This is a genomic window from Vagococcus elongatus (assembly GCF_003987645.1).
Classification (GTDB): Bacteria; Bacillota; Bacilli; order Lactobacillales; family Vagococcaceae; genus Vagococcus_A; species Vagococcus_A elongatus.
On the sequence record NZ_NGKA01000022.1, the window covers coordinates 1 to 23,617 of the forward strand.

A 23,617-nucleotide genomic window follows, 5' to 3' on the forward strand; every position below is an offset into this window, starting at 1 on the left:
AGAATCCAGCTTCCTTAAATTTTTATCAGATTTTATCCTACTAAGTTGAAAAATAATTTTTTCTTCCACTTTTCACCACAAGAAGTGGAAGAAAAACTTTTAAAGGTTGAAGTATGAAAAATTCAGGGTAAGTTCTTTTACTTAAACTATCATTTCAATATGTTTCTTTTGCTAAAGAGGGAGTGACATGGTGATTATTATTTAAATTATCAACTATTTTTTCTGCACATTGGAAGTCTGGTAATCATCAAAAGCAGTCATGGAAATAAAAAGAACCAGAGCACATAAAGGCTCCGGTTCTATCGTTAATGCTTATTTCTTTCTCATGCTGGCCATACGTGCATAATTTTCTGCGCGTTTCTCCATATCCTCTTTCGTTTGTTCAAACATCTCTTCTACGAGTTCTTTGTCTTTCTTAACATTTTTCAACGCAGAGAAACGAGTTTGAGTGGCTAAGAAGTCAGGAATCTTGCTAAAGTCAGCCTTCTTGTAATCAATACGCATTGGATCTTTTCCTTTTTCAGCCAAACGAGGGTCGTAGCGATACAATTGCCAGTATCCAGACTCTACAGCATCGACAGAACTCTTAATACTATTAGTCATACCGCCTCTGATACCGTGGTTGATACATGGTGTGTAACCAATAATCAATGATGGTCCAGGGTAAGCTTCAGCCTCAGCAAATGCCTTAATCGTTTGATTTGGATTAGCATTGATTGAAATTTGTGCGACATAAACATTGCCATAAGTTGCAGCAATCATACCAAGATCTTTTTTAGATGTTTTCTTTCCGCCAGCAGCAAACTTAGCAATAGCAGATGTCGGTGTTGCCTTGGATACTTGTCCACCAGTATTTGCATAAACTTCATTATCCATGACAAAGATATTAATATCTTCACCACTTGCAATCACATGGTCGATACCGCTAAAGCCGATATCGTAAGCCCATCCGTCTCCACCGATAATCCATTGACTTGGTTTGACAAACATATCTTGACTTTTCAGCAAATCAACCAATAGCGGATCAGTCTCATTCTGAAGAGCCGCTACTAAATTATTGGCTCTTTGACGTGTTCCTTCACCTTTGTCAGAATTATCCAACCAAGCTTGTAAGGCTGCTTTTGTATCATCGCTTCCCACACCAGCTTCAAGAGCTTTCTCAACTTTTGTTGCCACACGGGAACGTTTCATGTTATTAGCAATATGCATACCGTAACCATACTCAGCGTTGTCTTCAAAGAGTGAGTTACTCCATGCTGGTCCTTGACCAAACTGGTTCACTGTGTACGGAGAAACTGGAGAAGACGCACCCCAAATTGATGAGCATCCTGTAGTATTGGCGATCATCATCCGATCTCCAAACAATTGTGTCAATAATCTCACATAAGGAGTTTCCCCACAACCTGCACACGCACCTGAAAACTCAAGTAATGGCTGTTCGAATTGAGAACCTCTGACGGATTCTTTCTTCATAGTGTTTTCTTTTTGTTTCAATGTCATAGCAAATGCCCAGTTGACTGCTTCTTCGCGCATATCTTCATAAGGCGTCATTACTAGAGCTTTATCTTTTGCAGGACAGATTTGTTCACATAGACCACAACCTGTACAGTCTTCAACAGAGACTTGGATACGATAGCTTAGACCGTCACGGCCTTTCATATCACGAGTGATATAGCCTGCTGGAGCTTCCGCCATCTCTTCTTCATCAGCTAAGAACGGACGAATAACCGCATGCGGACAAATAAACGCACATTCATTACACATCGTACAGTTTTCTGGAATCCACTTAGGCACTTCCAGTGCAACCCCACGTTTTTCGTATGCTGAAGTTCCCATCGGAATAGTTCCTGCCAGCATTCCGTTGTCAATCAAGTCACCAATAGTCAAATCATCACCTTTTTGGGCTTCGATTGGTTTCAAGATATTCATGACAAAGCTTGGAATATTTTCTGCTGGTTTTTCAGCTTCTTCTTCAACATTTGCCCATTCAGCTGGTACTTCAACCTTTTGAAGAGCATCAAATGTTTGGTCGATTGCGCGCCAGTTTCTCTCAACGATTTCTCTGGATTTCTTACCGTAAGCATTGTCGATTTCGGCTTTAAGCAACGGCATGAATTCTTCCCGTTCCATAATATCCGTAACTTCAAAGAATGCTGCGGACATGACTGTATTGATTCGGCGTCCAAGTCCTTCTTTTTGAGCGATATCCATGGCATTGATAATATAAAAGTTAATATTATGTTCCGCAATGTAGCGTTTTAATCTATTTGGCAGTAACTTAAGAACTTTTTCTTTGTCCCAAACAGTATTCAGCAAGAATGTGCCGCCATCTCTCAAGCCTTCAATCAAATCATACTTATGAATGTAGGCTGAATTATGACAACCAACAAAGTTTGGTCTTTCCACCAAGTAAGTCGAATCAATCGGCTCATCACCAAAACGAATATGAGAAACGGTCAGACCGCCAGATTTTTTAGAGTCATAAGAGAAGTATGCTTGAGCATATTTATCCGTATTGTCTCCAATAATCTTGATTGCTTGTTTGTTTGCCCCAACTGTACCATCAGATCCAAAGCCCCAGAATGTTGCTTGGAAGGTAGAATCAGATGTTAAGTCAAGAATTTCTCGTTTAGGTAAGGACAGATGTGTGACATCATCCACAATACCGATAGTGAAACGAGGCTTCATTTCTTTTTCAGGTAATTGAAGGTGCTCATACACACTTACAATTTGGTCTGGTGTAACGTCCTTCGAACCAATACCATAACGTCCGCCAATCACTACTGGATGATTTACGTGACGGTATAAAGCACTTTGAACGTCTAAGAGTAATGGCTCACCATCTGAACCAGGCTCTTTTGTTCTATCTAAAACAGCAATACGCTCCACTGATTCAGGTAATTTTTCCAGCATATTTTCAGCCGGGAATGGTCTGTAAAGATGGATATTCAAATGACCTACTTTACGGCCTTGGGCATTCAAATAGTCAACTGTTTGACGAATAGTCGGTGCTACTGAACCCATTGAAATAATCACTTCTGTCGCTTCTGGGTCACCATGATAAGTTGTCAAATCATAATTCGTGCCACGAATCTCATTGATTTTACCCATGTATTTTTGCACGATAGCCGGCAGAAGATCATAATATTTGTTGACTGTTTCTCTTGATTGGAAATAGATATCTGGGTTTTGAGCTGTTCCCGAAACATCTGGATGATTAGGGTTCATGCCGCGATTACGGAATTCTTCTAATGCTTCCCAATCTACTAACGCCTCAAGATCATCATAGTCGATAACTTCAATTTTCTGAAGCTCATGACTCGTTCTAAAACCATCAAAGAAGTTAGTGAAAGGCAATTTTCCTTCAATACTAGCCAAGTGAGCCACCGCAGATAAGTCCATAACTTCTTGAACACTGCTTTCTGCAAGCATGGCAAACCCAGTTTGTCTTGTGGCCATCACGTCACTGTGGTCACCAAAAATACTTAAAGCATTAGTCGCCACTGCACGGGCGGACACATGAAAAACTGTTGGCAGTAATTCACCAGCGATTTTGAACATGTTCGGAATCATTAAAAGCAATCCTTGTGATGCCGTATAAGTAGTGGTCAAGGCACCTGTTTTCAAAGAACCGTGTACAGTTCCTGCGGCACCGGCTTCTGATTGAAGCTCTACTACTTTTACAGGTTCACCAAAAATATTCTTTTTCCCTTGTACTGCCCATTCGTCCACAGACTCTGCCATATTAGAGCTGGGAGTGATGGGATAGATGGCAGCAACTTCAGTAAAAGCATATGAAATATAAGCGGCTGCTGTATTTCCGTCCATTGTTTTTGTTTTTTTCATTTTTTCGCTTCCTTTTCTCAAACTAAAACTACACTATTTTTTATTAGTTACATACATATCAATTTCTTTGGCAGCTAATTTTCCAGCTCCCATGGCCAAGATGACTGTTGCCGCACCAGTTACGATATCCCCACCGGCAAAAATTCCCGGAACGCTTGTCGCACATGATTCCTCATCCGCATCGATATAACCCCATTTATTGATGGCGAGTTCCGGAAACGTGTCTAACAACACTTTGTTTGCTCCCTGACCGATAGCCTCTATCACCATATCTGCTTCAATGATAAATTCGCTGTCAGGAATGGGTACTGGCCGTCTGCGTCCAGAATCATCTGGTTCGCCAAGTGCCATCTTGATACATTTTACTCCTACTAATTCTCCCTTGTCATTCCCTAAATATTCCGTCGGGTTGCTTAGCCAGCTATAGTCGATTTTCTCTTCTAAAGAATGATGATACTCTTCTTCTCTCGCAGGCAATTCTTCTTCCGAACGGCGGTAGACGATGGTTACTTTGTCTGCTCCCATTCTTCTAGCCGAACGGGCAGCATCCATGGCAACATTTCCGCCCCCGATAACCACAACATTTTTAGACTGATGGACAGGAGTATCATACTTAGGAAATTCATAGCCGTGCATTAAATTGATACGGGTCAAATATTCACTGGAAGAATACACGCCATTCAATCCAGTTCCAGGAATCCCCATAAAATTAGGAGCTCCTGCACCTACTGCAATATAGCAAGCATCAAAATTTTGCTGGATTTCATCCATTGTGATCGTTTTTCCAACAACAACGTTAGTTTCGATCTTTACTCCAAGAGCCTCAATGATCGCAATTTCTTTTCTGACCACTTTTTTAGGCAAACGGAATTCTGGGATACCGTAAGTCAGAACTCCGCCCGGAGCATGTAGTGCTTCATAAACCGTTACGTCATAACCTAATTTTGCTAAATCTCCAGCAGCCGTCAAGCCAGAAGGTCCTGAACCGATAACCGCAACTTTCCCTTTATCAAAGGCAGTAGATTTTTCTTCTATAGGCTGTTCCAATGCCCAGTCAGCAACTAGTCTCTCCAACTTACCGATAGCAACAGGCTCGAAACGTTTATTTCTTCCTAAACGACAAACCATCTCACATTGTTTTTCCTGCGGGCAAACCCGACCGCAAATAGCCGGCAAATTAGAATAACGTGCAATGATTTCATACGCTTTCGGCATATCTCCATCTTCTATCGCCTTAATGAATCCGGGAATATCAATCATCACCGGACATGCATCTATACACGGCGCATTTTTACACTGGAGGCAACGTGAAGCTTCCAGTTTCCCCGACTCTAAATCGTAGCCTAACGCCACTTCTTCAAAGTTATGCATACGGGTTTCTGGTGCCTGTTCAGGCATATATGTTTTTGTATAACTTCTTTTAGCCAAGGTCTGCCATCTCCTTTTGATAAGCTTCAAAGGACTCAGCTTCTTCGTGACCATACTGCTTTGATCTTAGTAAAAACTCATCCCAATTTACTTCTGAACCTAAAAACTCAGGTCCGTCAACACAAGCAAACTTGATGGCGTCCCCAACTGTCACACGACAACCTCCGCACATCCCCGTACCGTCGATCATGATTGGATTTAAAGAAACATAAACTGGAACACCGCTTTTCTCTGCGGTCATCGTCGCAAACTTCATCATAATGCTGGGACCAATCGCCCAAGCCATATCAATCTTCTCGCGGGCAAACACTTTTTCCATTGCATTTGTCACGAGACCTTTTTCACCTAGCGAGCCGTCGTCAGTCATGATGATCAACTCATCGGAATACTTGCGGCATTCTTCTTCCAATATAACTAGCTCTTTTGTTTTAGCACCTAATATTGTCAGGACACGATTGCCGGCTTTTTTTAGCTCCTTGATGATAGGATAAAGAGCTGCAATCCCGACACCGCCCCCAACTAATAAAACTGTGCCGTATTTTTTCACATTTGCCGGCATCCCCAAAGGTCCGACAAAATCATGAAGGGAATCTCCTTCTTTAAAAGTTGCCAATTCAGCGGTGGATTTCCCAATCACTTGAAAAATAATCTCTACTAGGCCTTCTTCTGGATCTGTCTGAACAATAGTCAAGGGAATACGCTCACCAAATTCAGTTGTCCGCAGAATCACAAATTGACCTGCTTTAGCCTTTCCTGCCACTCTAGGAGCTGACACCCACATTTCAAATTGTTTCTCTGACAATTGCCTCATTTTGGTAATTTTAAACACACGTATCACCTTTCCCCAAATTTATTACGATACTTCTATAACTGTTTTATTACAGTGCTTCCATAACTGCTTTTGCAAAAGCTTTTAGGTTTTCGATGTCTTCGTCTTCTGCAGCATTTTCGATTTTAACAGTGTCTGCTCCCTTTTTAGCACCAGCTTTTTCAAATACTTCTTCGAAGGCATCTGCTGCACTACAGAAATAATCTGGATATAATTCACTGTCTCCACTTCCAACAACACCAAATACTTTGCCGCTCAAATCTTGATCTGGCAACTCTTCAAAGAAATCTTCAAAGTTAAATGGTAATTCGCCATCCCCATCTGTGTAAGTTGCTAAAATACACACGTCTGCGTCTTCGTAGAACTCCTCATCAACATCGTCTACTTCTTCTCTTTCAACGTCTGCCCCCAGAGCAGTGAAAGCTTCCTCTAGAATCTCTGAGATTCCTTCTGTATTTCCTGTCATACTTGCATAAGTGATTTTAACTAATGTCATGTCCTTCTTCCTCTCTAGAAATAATTTATTTTCAATAAAACATTATTGACAAACAATTGTAAAATAACTGAAAACCCTTACAACTACGGTTGATTGTTTCCAATTGTTAAGAACTGAACAATCTATTAAGTAATAATTACCTTTTTAATTAACACCTTTACTATAACATATTTCAGAAAAAACTCAATATTTTTTAGGAAGAAAAAAATATTTTTTAGGCCATAAAAAAAATGAAGATTAAACAAAAACCTTTCTGTTTGATCTTCTATTTTTTCAGAAAATTAAAAAAAATCAAAAAATACCCCGTTGATTTCCAACATATAGTACAGCCTCTAAAACTGCTCCACCTAGGGATCTTGCCTTATCAGAAATACTCCAGCAATCTACATTCGCCCGTGGGTCCACATCCGCGACTTTCAATCCTTGAGTCACAACCGTTCCCTCCGCAATCAATCCTCTTAAGGTTCCCGACAAGGGTGAAAAAACTTCGAAATCATCAATTAAAAATAAACAATCTCCTTTTTCTACTTGATCTCCGATGTCTTTCTTATGCTTTACTTTTCCAGAAGTTGGCGCATGGATGACTCTTTCATGTGATTTTCCGGCAAGTTCTCCCGGTACGCCCGTATTCGGTATGGCTTCTCCTGAAAAAATCAGTTTACCTAAGGAGTGCCCCCTCATTGTTTCTATGACCACGTCAACATCCTTTGACGCACGAAACCCCGGACCTAGAGCGATCGTAATGGGAGCCAATTTTTTTGACATCCCTAAGTTTCTTTTAGCAATGATGCAATCCACTACTACATGAGGATTAATCGAAGCTAAATTTTCTGCCAAAGGATCGACGATGACTGGTATTTTTTGTTCCGACCAAACTTTTTCAATGTTTTCTACCTTAGTTAGAACTGCCTCCATTCCTTCCACTTGAACCTGATGCTCAAATACGGCGACACCTAAAGATACCGTTCGACGAATCATTAATGGATAGTCAGTTTCTAAGATGACCACTTTAAAACCTGATCGAAACAACTTTTGAACCACGCCGGTAGCCAAATCGCCCCCGCCTCTAACTGCAATTCTAATCTCGTTTATTTTTCCCATATAATTTTCCCTGCCCCCTGTTGACCGCTCAGTGCTACGATGCGATCTAATTTTTCAAGAAAATCTTTTGGCAGTAATTCGGCGACAGTTACTGCTGAAATAAAACTTTCTTCATCATCCACTTGGCAAATACCAAGGACTTTTTTGCCCTTTGCCTTGCCGAATAATCCATCAGAATGTGTAATTATTTGGGCAAGCACTTTCGCAGTGACCACTGAACCTTTATTTGCAGTCGTCAGTTTCAATAATTCTGACAAGCGATGAATATGTTCTTCGTCAATGGTTAAACCAAGTGACGTTATCGGTATCAAACCTAGGGTCATCGTTGTTTCTTCTGGTATCACAGGTTCAAATTCTTTCCAGCCCTTTAGAAGGAGGCGCTTTGAACCATCAGCTTCCAAAAAAACTTTATCAAATTTTTTAAACAAGCTTGTCAATCTTGCTTGAGGAAGACTCCCAAACTTTCCCATCACTTCATTAATCTGACCTACAAGAGTCACTCCGTCTTTGGCAACTTGATTTTCATGATTTTCTTCCCAATAATAATCAAATTTCTCCTTTGACGGGAATTTGATTTTAGTCGTTGTCCCCATAAGGACACGTTCGTCAGGAAAAGACCGTGCAAGATATTCCATTGTGGTCGTTTTGCCGCCGCTGCCGATAATGGCAACTATTTCTTTTGTGTCAAAACCAAAGCAATCTTTCAGTTCCATAATTTATAACTTCTCTTTCCATTGTCGTTTTGAGAAATTTCATATATATTTTTTACTTTTACAGCTGAATCTTTTAGTATTTTTTTTGCTTTTTCAACATTTAGCTCATTTATTCTTAAACATATACCGCAACCGCTGCCGATACTGCTTGGAAGTGCCATAACTTTGACAGGCATTTCTGCTACCAGCAAATTTTCAGCGGAAATAGCATAATGGGTAGTTTCGAAGGTAAATAAATAGTCCATCGCCCCTGACACCTTTCTACAAATTAATCACTTTATCAGCCTGCTCCATTGCTTCGGCAATATTAAACATGTTTGTCACTTGACCGACTGCCAGCTTATCCAGTAGCTGATAAAAATCTAAACACGCCCCACAAGTCAGGATTTCTGTCCCTGAGGATTCGAGGAGCTTTAAATCTTCAATGGCTTGCGACCCCTCACAAGTAATATGAGCGCCCCCATTATAGAAAAGAATTTTCTCTGGAGGATTATCCAACTCTGTTAACGAGTAGATATAGCTTTTCATTAGCATCGCGCCTAATGTATCATCTCCTCCGCCCATCACTTGATGACCGATACTAATGACGACACGCGCGTTAGTGCTGCTGTCTTCCTGTCCGGCAACTTCCACCACCAGCTGGAAATGATTGCCTGTTTCTGAGGCAGACACACGGTGGCCTTTTTGTGTCACCATTTTGCTGACGTTGTCCACCGCAATTTGATTGTCCACCTGTACGATGATTTCACCTGTTTCCCCAGAAAAATCTTTCAAAGCTTTTTTTACGGCTACCACTGGTAACGGACAAGGCTGTCCCAGCATATCGATTTCAATTTTTTTCATTTTTACACATCCTCAAGGTTCATTCATTGACTCTATTTTTTAATTTTTAACACTTTACGAATTTTTCTATCTATTAATAAACTATCATAAAATAACCGACGTAAAATTCTCTTTTTATAGTAAAATCAGCGGTTTCTGTTCTCGTTCGACCACCGTACCGATAATAGAAGCTTCTTTATCTGTCTCCTGAATTTCTTTCAGCAGTTTTGAGGCATCTTCAGCCGCCACACTAATCAACAACCCGCCCGAAGTCTGAGGGTCGAACATGATTTCCTGCATGCCCGACTGGATATCTTCCAGTTCCACTTGACTGCCAAGATGGAGACGATTTCTTTGTCCCCCAGCTGTCACAATAAATTCATTTGCCAGTTCCAAGGCTTTGGGAATAATCGGCAGCATCTCAGTATCGATTACCAAACTATAATCCTTTCCTGCCATTTCCAAAGCATGACCAAGAAGGCCAAAACCGGTAACGTCAGTCGCTGCATGGACAGAATATCCCATCATTTTAGCAGCCGCATATTTGTTTAAATGAATCATTTGCTCAATAGCAAACTCAAATTCCTCAGCACTGACCTGCGCAACCCGATGAGCTGCAAGGATAATGCCCACACCTAAAGGTTTCGTCAAAATCAAAGCGTCCCCCACCTTGGGAGTATTGTTTTGAACCAAATTATCAGGATGGATTCTTCCAGTAACGGAAAGACCATATTTGGGCTCATGATCATAAATTGAATGTCCGCCGGCTAAAGTCGCCCCCGATTCAACTATTTTCTCTGCACCGCCTTGAAGCATGCGCTGCAAACTCTCTTTCGGCAGCCGCTCAGGAAAACAAACGATGTTTAAGGCAATAAACGGCGTTCCTCCCATGGCATAAACATCACTCAATGCGTTAGCTGCAGCAATTTTCCCGAAAATATAAGGGTCATCTACCATGGGAGAGAAAAAATCTACCGTCTGGATGATTGCCTCATTGTCATTTAAACGATAAACTGCCGCATCATCAGCCTCTTCAAAGCCGATCAGCAAATTCTTATTGTTTAACTTAGGCAAATTTTTCAAGTGGTCGCTTAAATCTGAGGCGCCGATTTTGGCACCGCAACCCCCTGAAGTACAAGTTGATAAAAAATCATTCATTTGATTACTCCTTTAAATCCGTCTTAAATGGCTCATACGTCCTCGAAGTATAAACAGCGGCCAAGAAAAACAACTGTTGGCAACTTAAATCGGCACACGAAACTGTTACGTTCATTCTTCTTTCAACAGTTTGGCGTAGTCTTCTGGGGAATCGATATCTTTCAAGCAAGTCTCATGGACTGCTACAGGTACCCAAGCTTCTGGATGATTGTCGCGAACCTCACGACCGCCTCCTTTACCTGAAACATGTATCAGTTCCTGATAGAAGTTTCGTCCAAAAAAAACCGGACTTTCTGGTTCCCCATCAACTGTTGGAAAAACAATTTTATCCCCAGCTGCATGTGCTGCAATCTTTTCAAGGACTTCAACCGTCAGCAACGGCTGATCCACTGTTAAATATAAAAAGCCTAGACTTCCTGAGGCTTTTTTAGTTCCTAAACGAACCGAGTTGCTTTGACCTAAATGACTCTCATGATTGAACACTACGTTTACTTCTTTAGAAAAATGACATTTTCCAGCATCTTCAGGCGTAATGACAAGAATGCATTCAGAAAATCCGGCTCTTAAAGTCAATTCTATCACACGTTCCAAAAAAGTTTTGCCTTGGTACCTTAAAAATAATTTATTTTTCCCCATCCGTGAGGACTGACCACTCGCCATGATGACTGCACTAATTTCCTGCAACATCTTCATCTCTCCTAAAAAAACATGAAAGAAAGGTCGGTTCTAATCTTAGAACCGACTGTCATGTTTTATTTTTTCTTCTTCTTTTGATAGGGTGTATCTTCGATAGGTAAGGTTGGACGGAATTTTCCGTCATAGGCAAAGTATGCCCCTGCAATGGCTGGTGCTGTCGGGATAGTCGCAAGTTCTCCGACGCCCTTGATACCATAAGCCAGACCATCTTTAATACCTCTTGCCTGCACGAACATCGTTTCAATCGGCGGCACTTTTGTCGCGTCCAGCAAGCCTAATGTGGCATATCTTGCCGTGACATAACCATTTTCCATTGGGAATTTTTCTGTTAAGGCGTACCCCATTCCCATTGCCACACCGCCTTCGATTTGTCCTTGAGCCGCTCGAGGGTTGACTACTTGTCCCACATCATAAGCTGCGACAAATTTCTCTACTTTTCCATCTTCCTGCAAAACAGCTACTTGAGAAGCATAACCATAGCCGGCATGGCTGACAGGATTCTTTTTGTCACTATTTAATCCATCTGTAACTGCTGAAAACTCTCCGGAAAATTCTTGACCTTCCAAATCATCCATAGAACGTCCCATATCCAATTCATATCGTAATTTCTGTGCTGCCCGTCTTGTTGCTTCGCCGGTGAATAACGACTGCCTTGAAGCTGTGGTTGTTCCTGCATCAGGTGTCCGACGAGTGTTTGGCGGTTCAACGACGATCATTGAGGCATCCACATCTAAAGTTTCACAAGCTACTTGCAGTAAGACCGTGCCGATTCCCTGACCGATTTCAGCTGCACTGGAACGTATGTGGATTTTCCCATCTTCTACTGAGATGATACTGCGTCCCACATCTTCCAAGCCGACCCCGATACCACTATTTTTAAAGAAGCAGGAAACACCTGCATAAGGGGCTTGTTCATAAACATCTTTTACCGCAAGCAAACTTTCTTTCAATGCGACATTTCTGGAAACAATCTGACCGTTTGGTAAATTATCCCCCGCTTCCACTGCGTTTTTATAGCGGATTTCCCATTGAGACAAGCCAACTTTTTCTGCTAACAAGTTAAGGTTGCCTTCTGTCGCAAATGCCGTTTGAGACACTCCAAACCCGCGGAATGCGCCGCATGGAGGGTTATTGGTATAAACAGCTGTGCCTTCCACATCGATGGCTTGATACTTATATGGCCCCGCTGCGTGTGTACAAGCTCTTTGCAGTACAGGTCCGCCTAAAGAGGCATATGCACCAGTATCAGAATAAATGACTGCTTTCATCGCTGTCAAGTTGCCTTCTTCATCGCACCCAGTGGTAAAGTCCATTTCCATTCCATGACGTTTAGGATGCACTTTCAAACTTTCTTCTCTGGAAAGCAAAACTTTCACTGGTTTTTGCAGCAAGTATGCGGCAAGTCCTGCATGATGCTGGACACTCATATCTTCTTTACCGCCGAAGCCTCCGCCCACAAGTTTAGACTCCACATTGACTTTTTCCAAAGGCAAGCCTAACATACGGGCCACTTCACGCTGTTCATCATAAATCCCCTGACTGGCTGTATATAAGAATACCCCATCGTCGTCAGGCATACCGATAGCACATTCAGGTTCCATAAACGCATGTTCATTGATTGGAACTGAATAATGCTGAGTTACCACATGAGCAGATTTTGCTAATACGGCATCCACATCGCCGGTATTCAAATGCTCGTGACTTAAAATATTGCCTTTTTCATGTATTTTAGGAGCATCTTCTGCCAAAGCTTCTTCCCAAGAAAGCAGCGGTGTCAGCTCTTCATACTCTATTTTCACTAAATCTTTTATTTCTTGAAGACTTTCTTTTGTAGCCGAAACGACTAAAGCAACAGCATCTCCCACATAGCGAGTCACTTCCCCGACCGGTATCATCACGTCCCAGTCTGAAATAAACTCTAAATGTCCTATTTTGTTATTGCCGGGCACATCTGCTGCAGTGAAAACTGCTTCGCAATCTGGATGTGCGAGGGCCTCCGTTGCATCAATTTTCAACAAACGGGCACGAGGGTAAGCACTTCGAATTGCTGAAGCATGAACCATCCCCGGTACCACCACATCATCCACATATTGACCGGTTCCTAAAGTCTTTTCGACAGCATCGATTCGTTTGAAGTCATCTCCAAGTTTGGCATTTTCAGGTTCTTGCGGAATCGGTGTATCCTCACGCAACATTTTTGCTGCTATTTGAATCGCTTCGACAATTTTCACGTAACCTGTACAACGACAGATATTTCCACGAACTCCTTTTCTGATTTCCTCTTCTGTTGCCTCTGGTTTTTTATTCAACAGTGCAATAGCGGAAGTCAAAAAGCCCGGAATACAATACCCGCATTGAACAGCACCTGTTTTTGCAAAAGCATACGCAAAAACATCTTTTTGGCGCTCAGTAATCCCTTCAATCGTAGTTACTTCTTTTCCTTGAACTTTTGACAAAGTAAATAGACAAGATTTGGAAGCCTTTCCATTGATTAGTACAGTACATGCCCCACATGATCCCTGATCACATCCATCTTTCGTTCCTGTCAACCGCAAATCATCACGTAAGAAGTTCATTAATTTTTTGTCCTTCTCACAAGTTACTGGCTGACCATTAACAGTAAAAGAATACATTTGCTACACTCCTATCCCCAAAATTGTTAAGGTTTTCACATCCATTATAGCATAAAAAATATTTATTTGGTCAAATTTTTTTTGTATTTTTGCTATTTTTCTCCATAAAAAAAGATGCTGAACTTGAATTGTCAACATCTTATTTTGATATTTTTAGACCTTTGCAGTTTTATCCGGCATTTTCCAAAATTTCTTTTAATTTATCCTCTTTTAAGTCTACATGATAAAACAAATCATAAAATTCTTTGACTTCTTCTTCAATATCTAAGCCGTATTCTTCAGGATAAACTAAATTTCCTAACCACTGCAAACCTATGATTCGATTAACACTTGGCGGAAATCCTAAAAAGTTATACGGGATAGTGGGAACTTGATACACTTGACCTGATTTGACTGCTTCCAAGTTTTTCCAAGTGTCATCTTTCATAATCAAGTCGTAAACATCCCCAGACGCTGCAAGAATAATCTCTGGTTGCCATTGCATCAATTGCTCCATTGAGATGGTGGTGCCATCTCCCCTTGAGGCAATCTCCACGCCGACTGCTGCATTTTGGACCCCAGAAGTTTCCAAAACTTGGGCATGGAACGAGCCTTCCGCATTAGTATCCAGACCAATTTCTCCACTTGCGTAATAAACAGTTTTCTTATTATCTCCTAATTTCTCTCTTACTTCCCCAGCTTTTGCTAATACTCTATCACAATACTCAGAAAGTTTGTCTGCTTCCTTCGGTCTGTTTAATAGTTCCCCAAGCATTTGATATGTCTCACCCATACTATCTAAATTGGCTTCAATAAAAATCGTAGGTATTTCCAATTGTTCTTGAAGCTTATCCATATCTTCTTTCATAGTATCTTTTTGTTCGCCGATATCAATAATCACATCTGGATGTGCTGCACTTAAAGCTTCCATATTCAAGCTGGCATTTTTCCCATAAAATTGGCCAAATTCCGGCAACTCCAAATACTTCTCAGGAAACAGATCAGCAGCTGCTTCAGGAAAACTATTGGCAGTTCCTACCAGCAAATCTGGTGCAGCAGTGTATAGAACCATTTGTGCTAACGGTCCAGAAGGTGCGATTTTAGTAATATCACTTGGGACAGTGACCTCTCTTCCGGCAGAATCAACAAATGTTTTTTCTGATTCTTCAACAGTTGATACTTCTGGCTGACTGCTTTCAGCGGCTAATTCCTGTTTGTCCTGATTGCCGCATCCTGTGAATGCAACTAATGATAATGTGATTGCAATTGATATGATCGTTTTTTTCATAGAAAAACATCCCTTCATTTGTTTATTAATGTGAACGATTTACCCTGAGTTCGACAAGCATTTTGATCTGTCGGAAATTCAGTCACAACTTTTCCTGCCAGCTGATTAACACCGTGGGAAAACAGAGTCGCTGACAAGGGCACTGACCCTCCAACTAAGATTGTCTCCACTTCACGACTCAACTCCAACAACCGGGGCAACGTTTTATTAACCAATGTTGAACCAGTAATAAAAACGACATCCATTTCCGGTAATAAAAATTCCGTCGCACTTGCAGGATAGGTTCCTTCGATGGCTTTTAATTCAAAAATAGTCAAAGCTTCCTTCAACTTCGGATAGCGATCCAAATAATGAAAATAACCGATGGTCGCAATCTTTTGATTTGATGGTTCCTGATAATCAGCAAACACATCGTGGGTTCCCTGTATTTTAAAGTTTTGCGAGTTTATGGTTTCCAGCTGATTAAAGTAGCTGTTCATCGCTGCAAGCCCCACACTCGCTTTATCAAAGTCCCATGATTTAATGAGTTCGCTTACTTCCTGCACACGGCACCCGATGTAAGAATCAAGTGAATACATGGACTCTGAGAAGCACATCGCCGTACCAATGCCGCAAGTAGTTTCGACAAACACTCGGCGTTTCGTTCTAAAAATATTTGTAATTTTAACATCTTCTGGTAGTTGCTCGATTAATTCATCATAAATTCCCCACATGATTGGTTCCTTTCTTCGCTAGACAAACAAAGCGTTTTTCTCCATCTATTGAAAGCTCCACCACTTCAATCGGTGTATTATAAAGAGTCGTCAGTCGTTGCCCTGTCAGTATTTTTTGGGGATATCCTGCCGCTGTTAATCTCCCTTTTTCCATAATCAACACCCGATCAGCATATTGGAGCGCATGATTAGGATCGTGGGTCGATTGAAAAATCAGATATCCTTGGGCTGCTAAATAGCGAATCATTTCCAGCACAAGCACTTGATTGCCAAAATCTAAGTTGGCACAAGGTTCGTCCATCAAAATGATTTTTGCCTGTTGCGCTACTGACCGGGCAATGATTACCAGCTGCTGCTCACCACCGCTAAGTTCAGAAAACAACGACTCTTTCAAATAGTTTATTTTCAGCAAATCAATTGCCGCCTGAGCCTGCGCTCTTTCTTTTTCCCCCGGCTGGCGATGGGCCTTTAATTGGGGGGTGGTTCCCATCAGAATCATCTCAAAAACTGAATAGTCTACCGTATTACCCTTATTTTGAGGGATATAGGACAAAAGCTGTGCTAATTGATTGCGGGAAAGTTTTTGACTGTCATTTTCATCAATCAATACCTTGCCCGAATAACTCAATGTATTTAATAGCGAGCGAAACAAGGTGGTTTTACCTACACCGTTTTTGCCCAACAAACAGACCGATTGCCCCCCTGATAGAGAAAAATTGATGTCATGCAGGATTTTTCTTTTGCCATATGAAACTGATAAATTTTCAACTTCTAACATTAATCTCTCCCCAATTGTCTGCTGTTTTTTGCTACAAGAAAAATAAACACAGGGGCGCCGATAAAGGCAGTTAATATGCCAATCGGAATCTCGCTAGTCGTCAATAGTCGGGCAAAATCGTCCACAATCAGCAGAAACACCCCACCGCAAAACGCTGTCGCCGGAATCGTGTAGCGATAATTGGCTCCTAAAAGTAATCTCGCGAAATGGGGGATGACTAATCCCACCCAGCCTATCAAGCCGCTGATGGAAACCGCCGTTGCAGTAATCAGTGTAGCACTGGCAATTAAAATCAGGCGAACTACTTTCACATTGATGCCTAAACTCAGAGCCTCTACTTCCCCTAAGGACATAACATTTAACTGCCAACGCAAAAAGTAAATCGGCAGCATACCGAGCAAAATCAAAGGCGCAGCAAAATAAACATCTTGCATTTTGACTGACGACAAACTCCCCATCAACCAGTAAGTGATGGCAGGCAACGTATTCGTTGGGTCCCCAATCAGCTTTAAGAATGAGACTGCCGATGAGAACAGTGACCCGACCATCATCCCAATCAAAATCATGTTTAATTTTGATTGGCTTTTAATCAATCGATTCAGTCCCAGCACAAGCAACACGGCTCCTAATCCCAACACAAATGAAAACAACACCACTACTTCATAAGACTGATTAAAAAACAATCCCAAAGCCGCTCCAAATGCAGCGCCTTGCGAAGCCCCTAAAATATCTTGGGAAAGCATCGGGTTTTGAAAAAGCGCCTGATAAGTAGCACCTGACATGGATAATCCAGCCCCGATTAACACAGCAAGGATGATTCTCGGCCAGCGAATTTTAAAAAGAATCGTTGACACTTCAGGCGTTGCTTCGAAATGAGCGGGAAAAACACGGGATAAAATAGTGCTCATGTATTCTTCAAACTGAATGGGATATTTTCCTAAATAACCAGAAATCACGATTGCAGCAAGTAAAAAAATCCCTAATAAAAACAAAATTAAGTGACGCTTTTTCGTTGATAACATTAGGTGCCTCTCCTCAATGCCCGTTGCTGAATCAATTGCCCTGCAATACTGATAGCTATTTCCTCTGGAGTTTCTGCTCTGATGGCAATCCCGATCGGCATAGTCAAACGTTCGATTTCTTCTGGAGACTTTCCTTTTTCTGCCAGTTGTTTCTTATGCAAAGCTACTTTATGCCGACTGCCAATGACACCGATGTAATAGGCAGGCGTTTCCAGCAACTGAAGTTCCAATGAAAAGTCTGCTTTATGTCCTCGCGTCATGACGACCGCATAGTCATTTTCAGTCAATGTTATTTTGGAAAAAATATCATCCAACGGTCCGAGAATCCGCTCATCTGCCAACGGAAAAACTTCTTCTGAAACAAACTCTTGGCGGTCATCATAAACGATAGTGTGGAAATTTAAACCAGCCAGCACCGGTACCAGTGCTTGGGCCACATGTCCGCCGCCAAAGATATAAACTTTGCTGTTATCGCTGATTTTCTCAACATAGTTAAAACTATCCCCTTCTTCCCAAAAATAAGAGGTGGGTTTCAAATAGCTTTTAGCTACAGTCACTCCCATAAAATCAGTGGTCTTGCTATAAAAACCGACTTCTACCAAATCCCCAGCTAACGTTACAATCAACCAGGACGTTTGCTGTTTTTCAAGTGAACTATAGGCCGTTTGAAATATTTTCTTTAAATTTTCTTGTTGATAATCGATATAATGAAACAAAACTTTGACTTGTCCGCCGCATACCATCCCTAAATCCTCTATTTCATTTGGTGCTAAAATAAAGTCTTTTAAAAATGAGCGTTTTTCTTTGAGAAGTTCCTGAGCCAAATTGATTGCTTTGAATTCAACCATTCCGCCCCCAATCGTTCCAACACATCTGCCGGCTTCACCGATGACCATGTGGCTTCCTGCACTTCTTGGGGCAGAACCTGAATTATGAACAACTGTGACTAGGATACTGTCTTTTTTTTCAGACATTCTTTTTAGAATCATTGAAAGATTCTCTTTCATTTTTCATCACCGCCTAAACTTTTTAAGAACACTTCTTTAAAATATTCTTCAGTCACTTCATATACTTTTTCCTGGAATGCCAGATAGCTTTCTTTCAGTCGTTTGCCTTCGTCAGTAACTTTCGAACCTCCGCCATCTGCCCCGCCTGCACTTGAAAGAATCAAGGGAAACCCCAGTTCTTTTTCTGCGTTCTGCATGATGCGCCACGCTTTGTTGTATGACATATGCATCTCACGAGCTGCGGAATTTAATGAGCCTTTTTTTTCAACCAACTCTAATAGTCTGACGACACCCGGACCGAAAAAAATCCCTTCCTTGACTAATCTCAAAGTCAAAGTATAAGTCATTTCTTTTTCCATGATCTCCCTCCGTTATACTTTGTTTAGATAACGACAGTGTAAAAAAATTCATGATGTCATGAATTTTTTTACTTCCTCCTCCATTGTACTATAATTGTCTTTGTTCATATAGAGGAGCCGACCATTGTTTTTTTCGATTTCGTTCATTATTTGCTCACGCTCTTTGTCCACATTAAAGGTCATTGGACTATTTTTTTTCTGTCTTAAATAGTTTTCTTCCGATTTAAAAACCCCAATAATTTTAACAGGCTTCTTAAACAGGGACATCAACTCCCCCTTAAAATCAAGACACATCAATTCGATACCGCCAATTTCATCTAATAAAATTATGTCAGGTGATTGTTGGGCTGCTTGTCGTAATAATTGACGACCAAAATAGGAGAAAATTTCAAGCTTCCAATGGGTGCCTGTATCATCAAATTGGATAAACTGATGACATTTTTGGGACATAAAAGATAAGTCCAATGTATTCGCACTGCAGAGTTCGAAAGCTGAAAGTTTCCCTTGTTTTGTGTATACTCTTTCGACAAAGAAGCCACCTACAGAAACCTGTTGACGGTTGATTTCCTTCTTGATTAAAGTTGATTTCCCCACTCCAGATGGGCCTGTTAAAAATAGGATTTCGGACATTTTAATCTTCCTTTGCTAACTTTGGTTTAAGATGATTGAGCAATAAATTCAATACGACCGCAAAAATTGTTGCAACAACAACTTCAGAACTTCCAAAAATCGTTTGGACCCAGTCTGGAAAACCTGCCAAACTATTAGGAGTCAGTTTGATCCCAATACCAAATGCAAGAGAAAGTCCCACGATGCAAGTATTTTCAGGTGTCAATTTTTCTTGAGAAATCGTTTTTATTCCTGTCATCGCAATTGTAGCAAAAACTGATACAGTTGCTCCACCGATCACAGAATAAGGAATCGTTGTTAACAGAGCTGAAATCTTAGGAATAAAGCCGGCTATCAGTAAAATGGTTGAAGCAAAAGCAAAAACATATTTATTAATAGCTTTTGTTGAAATGACCAGTCCCACATTCTGCCCAAAAGTTGCCACTGGGACTGAACCAAACAATCCACCGACAAAGTTTGTCAATCCGCTTCCCATAATCCCGCCAGACAACTCCTTATCTGTAGGCTGTCTGTCCATCGCACCAGTTGTAGTCGCAGTGAACTGACCAATTGCCTGCACCGCATCCACAATAAACATGATCATTAAAGTTAAAATTGGAATGATTTCGAATTTAAGTTTAAACGGAAGCGGTTTGATGATTTGAAACATCCCGGCCTCTTTGACAGAAGTGAAATCAACCATCCCCAGAGCCAATGATAATAAGTACCCTACGACCATACCGTTTAAGATTGACGAAAGTTTCAGTGGACCCTTGGAAAAGTTCGTAAAGTAAAAGACTACGCCAAACGTCACCATTGCCACTAGCCAGTTTTTCGGACTGCCTATATCAGGACTTCCGACTCCGCCGGCCATATAGCCGATCGCTACACTAAACAATGAAAAACCGATACTTAAAATCACTGTTCCTGTGACAATTGGCGGAAAAAGAACGCGGATTTTTTTGATAAATAAACCGATTACAAGAACCAGTAAACTTCCGACTAATTGGGAGCCAAAGATCGCACCGATCCCAAATCCTTCCCCAATTGTCTTTAAAATAGGAACATAAGCAAAACTTGCTCCCATCATGACTGGCAACCCGGCGCCAAACCTTCTGAAAAGCGGAAATACTTGCAGTAACGTTGCGATCCCCGCAAATAGCAGAGAGGTTTGAATCAGCAGTGTGATTTCCTGCTCATTCAAATCACACGCTCCGCCGATAATAATCGCTGGTGTGACGATACCTACGACTGCTGCCACAACATGTTGTAAACCTAAAGGTGCTACTTCCTTCAGTGATGCCTTTGCATCATAACTGAATAAATTATTCATTTTTTTCTCACTCATTGTGAAGCCCCTTTCCCCAGTTGAATAGAGCCAAAAACAACTCTTTGAAGTAGAATTATTTTACTGCGATAGCCTCTATTTCAAAAAGGCCTCCTTTAGGTAATTCTTTTACCGCAACAGCAGAACGAGCCGGCAGATTTTCAGTAAAATATTCCCCGTAAATTGCATTGACCTTGGCAAAGTCCCCCATATCTGCCAAAAATACTGTGGTTTTCACAACGTCACTGTAAGTCAATCCAGCTTCTTTTAAAATAACTCCTAAATTTTCAAACCCTTGCTTCGCTTGTTTCTCTACCCCTTCTTGTAAATCCCCTGTGACCGGATCAAGTCCCAATTGACCGGAAATATATAAAGTATCACCTGCTAAAACGGCATGAGAGTATGGTCCAACAGCAGCTGGAGCTCCTTGTGCATTAATCTGTTTTTTCATCAATGATTCCTCTTCTCCATTTATCTTTATTCGAATTATCTTTACTCAAAATGAATTACGGTACCCGTTTCACCAGCAATACCGTCTTTTGCTTTTTCAAGCAATGTGATCAATGTTTTGCGTCCAGGTTTTGAAGAGGCAAACTGTAACCCTGCTTCAACTTTCGGCAACATTGAGCCCGGTGCAAAATGACCTTCCTTTGCATATTGACGCATTTCTTCCACAGTCACATCACCTAAATCTTTTTGATCAGGTTTGCCATAGTTAATGGCAACTTTTTCTACTGCCGTCAAGACAACCAACATATCAGCGTCAACTAAATCTGCCAGCAAAGCACTGCAATAATCTTTATCGATAACTGCTGCTGCACCTTTCAAATGATTCCCTTCTTCTTTCGTTACAGGAATGCCGCCGCCGCCGCAGGCAATGACGGATTGACCGTCTGCAACTAAGGTTTTAATCGTTTCCATTTCAACGATCTCTATTGGTTTAGGAGATGCCACTACCTGACGATAACCACGTCCTGCATCCTCCATAATCTGAACACCTTTTTCCTTAGCAAATAATTCTGCCTCGTCTTTTTCCATAAAACGGCCGATTGGTTTTGTTGGTGTTAAAAATGCTGGATCCTCTTTATCAACCACTACCTGTGTTGCGATAGTCGACACTGGTTTGGTGATCCCTCTATCCAACAACTCTTCCCTTAGTGCATTTTGCAAGTCATAGCCAATGTATGTCTGACTCATTGCTACACATACTGATAGAGGAACATGGGGATAAGTTTCCGGGTCTTTAGCTGTCAACTCGCCCATCGCTAATTGTATCATACCAGATTGCGGACCGTTTCCGTGAGTCAAAATTACTTCATAACCTGCCTCAATCATATCAGCAATAGATTTCGCAGTTGTTTTTACCGCAATCATTTGTTCTTTTAAATTATTTCCTAGAGCATTACCGCCTAAGGCTACAACGACTCGAGTCATAAAAATCCTCCTTTAATAAAGAAAGAGCGAACAGTCCTTTACTATTATTTATTCCGTAAAATAATTTTACATTTCAATAATAAGGACTATTCGCTCATTTACTAATTACTTTTCAGTTAAACGACGTTCAGTACCACGAGCTTCTAGTTCTTTCAGAACTTTTGCAGGATCTTTGAATTTGCTCAAGAAGATCATTGAAGCAATCACATATGGTTTGTAGCTTGCTTCCATATAAAGTTCTTTTCTGTAACGATCAAAGACAGTTGCATCCACTTCTCCTTCATCAGCAGAAACACCTGTGATATCTGCTGGCAGTGGGTGCATGTATAATGCTTTGCCGTCTTTTGTTACTTCCATCATTTCCTCGGTACATGCCCAATCTTTATGATTAGCATTTTGTTCTAGTAATTCTTGTTCCAATTTATCGATGCCGTCAAAATCACCATTGCCATACAATTCAGTTCTTTCTTCCATAGCTTTAAATGGTGCCCAGCTCTTACAATAAACAACGTCAGCATCTGTGAATGCTTCTTTCATATCGTTCGTTCTGGAATATTTACCGCCTGATTCAGCAGCATATTTTTTAGCGATTTCTTCTACTTCCGGCATGACTTCATAACCTTCTGGGTGTGCTAAGACAACATCCATACCATAACGAGTCATCAAACCAATGATACCTTGTGCTACAGATAAAGGTTTTCCGTAAGATGGTGAGTAGGCCCATGACATGACAATCTTCTTGCCTTTCAGATTTTCCACTCCGCCGAATTCATGAATGATATGATTCAAATCCGCCAATGCTTGTGTCGGGTGATCAATATCATCTTGAAGGTCGACCAGATTAGGACGTTGTTCCAATATACCTTCTTTATGACTGTCTCTTACTGCTTCGATAACTTCACGCATGTAGGCATCACCTTTTCCGATGTACATGTCGTCACGAATACCGATAACATCTGCCATGAATGAAATCATCGTAGCTGTTTCACGAACAGTTTCCCCGTGGGCAATTTGTGATTTAGATTCATCTAAATCTTGGATTGCTAAACCAAGCATGTTACAAGCGCTTGAGAATGAAAAACGTGTACGAGTGGAATTGTCACGGAAAATCGAAACCGCTAGTCCTGAATCAAAGACCTTGGTAGAAATATTTCTTTCTCTCAAATCTCTCAAAGCATCTGCGACAGCTAATGTTGCAGCGATTTCATCATCACTTTTTTCCCATGTTTGCAGGAAATCTTCCCCAAACATTCCTTGCGAATCTAATTCTTTTAATTCTTCTACTAATTTATTGAAATCTGTCATTGTCATTTCTCCTTTTCCTAAATGGTTTTAACTTATCATTCCAACATCATCTTATTGGAAGCTTAATATTTTTT

22 protein-coding genes are annotated in these 23,617 nt (G+C 41.0%); all 22 read right to left on the reverse strand.

Features of this window, described 5'->3' with window-relative positions:
* Nucleotides 1-312 precede the first annotated feature (312 nt).
* A complete protein-coding gene (gene nifJ / locus CBF29_RS11570) occupies nt 313-3,846 on the reverse strand; it encodes a pyruvate:ferredoxin (flavodoxin) oxidoreductase (RefSeq protein WP_126809885.1) in 3,534 nt (1,177 codons plus the stop codon).
* 33 nt (nt 3,847-3,879) lie between these two features.
* The gene (gltA, locus tag CBF29_RS11575) at nt 3,880-5,244 is read right to left on the reverse strand and encodes an NADPH-dependent glutamate synthase (RefSeq protein WP_425469899.1); all 1,365 of its coding nucleotides are present in this window, start codon (nt 5,242-5,244) and stop codon (nt 3,880-3,882) included.
* Nucleotides 5,245-5,266: 22 nt separating this feature from the next.
* On the reverse strand, nt 5,267-6,103 hold the full coding sequence (locus tag CBF29_RS11580; RefSeq protein ID WP_281272923.1) for a sulfide/dihydroorotate dehydrogenase-like FAD/NAD-binding protein: 837 nt from the start codon (nt 6,101-6,103) through the stop codon (nt 5,267-5,269).
* A gap of 49 nt (nt 6,104-6,152) precedes the next feature.
* Nucleotides 6,153-6,599 carry a flavodoxin gene (locus CBF29_RS11585; RefSeq protein WP_126809887.1) on the reverse strand — a complete coding sequence of 149 codons (447 nt, stop codon included), beginning with the start codon at nt 6,597-6,599 and terminating at the stop codon, nt 6,153-6,155.
* Between the two features lie 291 nt (nt 6,600-6,890).
* The gene (gene yqeB, locus CBF29_RS11590) at nt 6,891-7,700 is read right to left on the reverse strand and encodes a selenium-dependent molybdenum cofactor biosynthesis protein YqeB (RefSeq protein WP_126809888.1); all 810 of its coding nucleotides are present in this window, start codon (nt 7,698-7,700) and stop codon (nt 6,891-6,893) included.
* The gene (gene yqeC / locus CBF29_RS11595) at nt 7,688-8,413 is read right to left on the reverse strand and encodes a selenium cofactor biosynthesis protein YqeC (RefSeq protein WP_126809889.1); all 726 of its coding nucleotides are present in this window, start codon (nt 8,411-8,413) and stop codon (nt 7,688-7,690) included. Before yqeC ends, yqeB begins: the two co-directional genes overlap by 13 nt.
* Nucleotides 8,404-8,658 (reverse strand): putative Se/S carrier protein, encoded by a 255-nt coding sequence (locus CBF29_RS11600; RefSeq protein WP_126809890.1) that lies wholly within the window; start codon nt 8,656-8,658, stop codon nt 8,404-8,406. Before CBF29_RS11600 ends, yqeC begins: the two co-directional genes overlap by 10 nt.
* A 16-nt stretch (nt 8,659-8,674) precedes the next feature.
* Nucleotides 8,675-9,256, reverse strand: coding sequence for a sulfurtransferase-like selenium metabolism protein YedF (gene yedF, locus CBF29_RS11605; RefSeq protein ID WP_126809891.1), 582 nt, complete (start codon nt 9,254-9,256; stop codon nt 8,675-8,677).
* 114 nt (nt 9,257-9,370) lie between these two features.
* Nucleotides 9,371-10,393: a selenide, water dikinase SelD gene (selD, locus tag CBF29_RS11610; RefSeq protein ID WP_126809892.1), complete on the reverse strand. Its 1,023-nt coding sequence runs from the start codon at nt 10,391-10,393 to the stop codon at nt 9,371-9,373.
* 111 nt (nt 10,394-10,504) lie between these two features.
* Complete coding sequence (locus CBF29_RS11615) at nt 10,505-11,080, reverse strand: nucleotidyltransferase family protein (RefSeq protein ID WP_245987379.1); 576 nt, start codon at nt 11,078-11,080, stop codon at nt 10,505-10,507.
* 65 nt (nt 11,081-11,145) lie between these two features.
* Nucleotides 11,146-13,722: a selenium-dependent xanthine dehydrogenase gene (gene xdh, locus CBF29_RS11620; RefSeq protein WP_126809893.1), complete on the reverse strand. Its 2,577-nt coding sequence runs from the start codon at nt 13,720-13,722 to the stop codon at nt 11,146-11,148.
* 169 nt (nt 13,723-13,891) lie between these two features.
* Complete coding sequence (locus tag CBF29_RS11625) at nt 13,892-14,989, reverse strand: ABC transporter substrate-binding protein (protein ID WP_126809894.1); 1,098 nt, start codon at nt 14,987-14,989, stop codon at nt 13,892-13,894.
* Between the two features lie 14 nt (nt 14,990-15,003).
* Complete coding sequence (locus CBF29_RS11630; RefSeq protein WP_126809895.1) at nt 15,004-15,702, reverse strand: Rossmann-like domain-containing protein; 699 nt, start codon at nt 15,700-15,702, stop codon at nt 15,004-15,006.
* A complete protein-coding gene (locus CBF29_RS11635) occupies nt 15,686-16,480 on the reverse strand; it encodes an ABC transporter ATP-binding protein (RefSeq protein WP_126809896.1) in 795 nt (264 codons plus the stop codon). Before CBF29_RS11635 ends, CBF29_RS11630 begins: the two co-directional genes overlap by 17 nt.
* Entirely contained in the window at nt 16,480-17,502 is a 1,023-nt protein-coding gene (locus CBF29_RS11640) for a FecCD family ABC transporter permease (RefSeq protein WP_126809897.1), read from the reverse strand. Before CBF29_RS11640 ends, CBF29_RS11635 begins: the two co-directional genes overlap by 1 nt.
* Nucleotides 17,502-18,509, reverse strand: coding sequence for a xanthine dehydrogenase accessory protein XdhC (xdhC, locus tag CBF29_RS11645; RefSeq protein ID WP_126809898.1), 1,008 nt, complete (start codon nt 18,507-18,509; stop codon nt 17,502-17,504). The genes CBF29_RS11640 and xdhC overlap by 1 nt, the downstream gene beginning before the upstream one ends.
* A complete protein-coding gene (locus CBF29_RS11650; RefSeq protein WP_126809899.1) occupies nt 18,506-18,868 on the reverse strand; it encodes a winged helix-turn-helix domain-containing protein in 363 nt (120 codons plus the stop codon). Before CBF29_RS11650 ends, xdhC begins: the two co-directional genes overlap by 4 nt.
* Before the next feature lie 48 nt (nt 18,869-18,916).
* The gene (locus tag CBF29_RS11655) at nt 18,917-19,498 is read right to left on the reverse strand and encodes a nucleoside-triphosphatase (RefSeq protein WP_126809900.1); all 582 of its coding nucleotides are present in this window, start codon (nt 19,496-19,498) and stop codon (nt 18,917-18,919) included.
* 1 nt (nt 19,499) lies between these two features.
* A complete protein-coding gene (locus CBF29_RS11660; RefSeq protein ID WP_126809901.1) occupies nt 19,500-20,825 on the reverse strand; it encodes a uracil-xanthine permease family protein in 1,326 nt (441 codons plus the stop codon).
* Nucleotides 20,826-20,880: 55 nt separating this feature from the next.
* Nucleotides 20,881-21,258: a RidA family protein gene (locus CBF29_RS11665; RefSeq protein WP_170170067.1), complete on the reverse strand. Its 378-nt coding sequence runs from the start codon at nt 21,256-21,258 to the stop codon at nt 20,881-20,883.
* Nucleotides 21,259-21,296: 38 nt separating this feature from the next.
* Nucleotides 21,297-22,238 carry a carbamate kinase gene (gene arcC / locus CBF29_RS11670; protein ID WP_126809903.1) on the reverse strand — a complete coding sequence of 314 codons (942 nt, stop codon included), beginning with the start codon at nt 22,236-22,238 and terminating at the stop codon, nt 21,297-21,299.
* Between the two features lie 105 nt (nt 22,239-22,343).
* Nucleotides 22,344-23,543, reverse strand: coding sequence for a knotted carbamoyltransferase YgeW (gene ygeW / locus CBF29_RS11675; protein WP_126809904.1), 1,200 nt, complete (start codon nt 23,541-23,543; stop codon nt 22,344-22,346).
* Between the last annotated feature and the right edge of the window lie 74 nt (nt 23,544-23,617).

What these genes read in the sequence shown, in the direction of transcription:
- xdhC (WP_126809898.1), bottom strand. Translation starts at nt 18,509, where the DNA reads ATGAAAGAGAATCTTTCAATGATTCTAAAAAGAATGTCTGAAAAAAAA.
- yedF (WP_126809891.1), bottom strand. Translation starts at nt 9,256, where the DNA reads ATGAAAAAAATTGAAATCGATATGCTGGGACAGCCTTGTCCGTTACCA.
- CBF29_RS11630 (WP_126809895.1), bottom strand. Translation starts at nt 15,702, where the DNA reads ATGTGGGGAATTTATGATGAATTAATCGAGCAACTACCAGAAGATGTT.
- CBF29_RS11600 (WP_126809890.1), bottom strand. Translation starts at nt 8,658, where the DNA reads ATGGACTATTTATTTACCTTCGAAACTACCCATTATGCTATTTCCGCT.
- ygeW (WP_126809904.1), bottom strand. Translation starts at nt 23,543, where the DNA reads ATGACAGATTTCAATAAATTAGTAGAAGAATTAAAAGAATTAGATTCG.
- selD (WP_126809892.1), bottom strand. Translation starts at nt 10,393, where the DNA reads ATGAATGATTTTTTATCAACTTGTACTTCAGGGGGTTGCGGTGCCAAA.
- CBF29_RS11635 (WP_126809896.1), bottom strand. Translation starts at nt 16,480, where the DNA reads ATGTTAGAAGTTGAAAATTTATCAGTTTCATATGGCAAAAGAAAAATC.
- CBF29_RS11655 (WP_126809900.1), bottom strand. Translation starts at nt 19,498, where the DNA reads ATGTCCGAAATCCTATTTTTAACAGGCCCATCTGGAGTGGGGAAATCA.
- CBF29_RS11585 (WP_126809887.1), bottom strand. Translation starts at nt 6,599, where the DNA reads ATGACATTAGTTAAAATCACTTATGCAAGTATGACAGGAAATACAGAA.
- CBF29_RS11660 (WP_126809901.1), bottom strand. Translation starts at nt 20,825, where the DNA reads ATGAGTGAGAAAAAAATGAATAATTTATTCAGTTATGATGCAAAGGCA.
- CBF29_RS11615 (WP_245987379.1), bottom strand. Translation starts at nt 11,080, where the DNA reads ATGTTGCAGGAAATTAGTGCAGTCATCATGGCGAGTGGTCAGTCCTCA.
- CBF29_RS11640 (WP_126809897.1), bottom strand. Translation starts at nt 17,502, where the DNA reads ATGTTATCAACGAAAAAGCGTCACTTAATTTTGTTTTTATTAGGGATT.
- nifJ (WP_126809885.1), bottom strand. Translation starts at nt 3,846, where the DNA reads ATGAAAAAAACAAAAACAATGGACGGAAATACAGCAGCCGCTTATATT.
- yqeB (WP_126809888.1), bottom strand. Translation starts at nt 7,700, where the DNA reads ATGGGAAAAATAAACGAGATTAGAATTGCAGTTAGAGGCGGGGGCGAT.
- yqeC (WP_126809889.1), bottom strand. Translation starts at nt 8,413, where the DNA reads ATGGAACTGAAAGATTGCTTTGGTTTTGACACAAAAGAAATAGTTGCC.
- CBF29_RS11650 (WP_126809899.1), bottom strand. Translation starts at nt 18,868, where the DNA reads ATGGAAAAAGAAATGACTTATACTTTGACTTTGAGATTAGTCAAGGAA.
- xdh (WP_126809893.1), bottom strand. Translation starts at nt 13,722, where the DNA reads ATGTATTCTTTTACTGTTAATGGTCAGCCAGTAACTTGTGAGAAGGAC.
- gltA (WP_425469899.1), bottom strand. Translation starts at nt 5,244, where the DNA reads ATGCCTGAACAGGCACCAGAAACCCGTATGCATAACTTTGAAGAAGTG.
- arcC (WP_126809903.1), bottom strand. Translation starts at nt 22,238, where the DNA reads ATGACTCGAGTCGTTGTAGCCTTAGGCGGTAATGCTCTAGGAAATAAT.
- CBF29_RS11625 (WP_126809894.1), bottom strand. Translation starts at nt 14,989, where the DNA reads ATGAAAAAAACGATCATATCAATTGCAATCACATTATCATTAGTTGCA.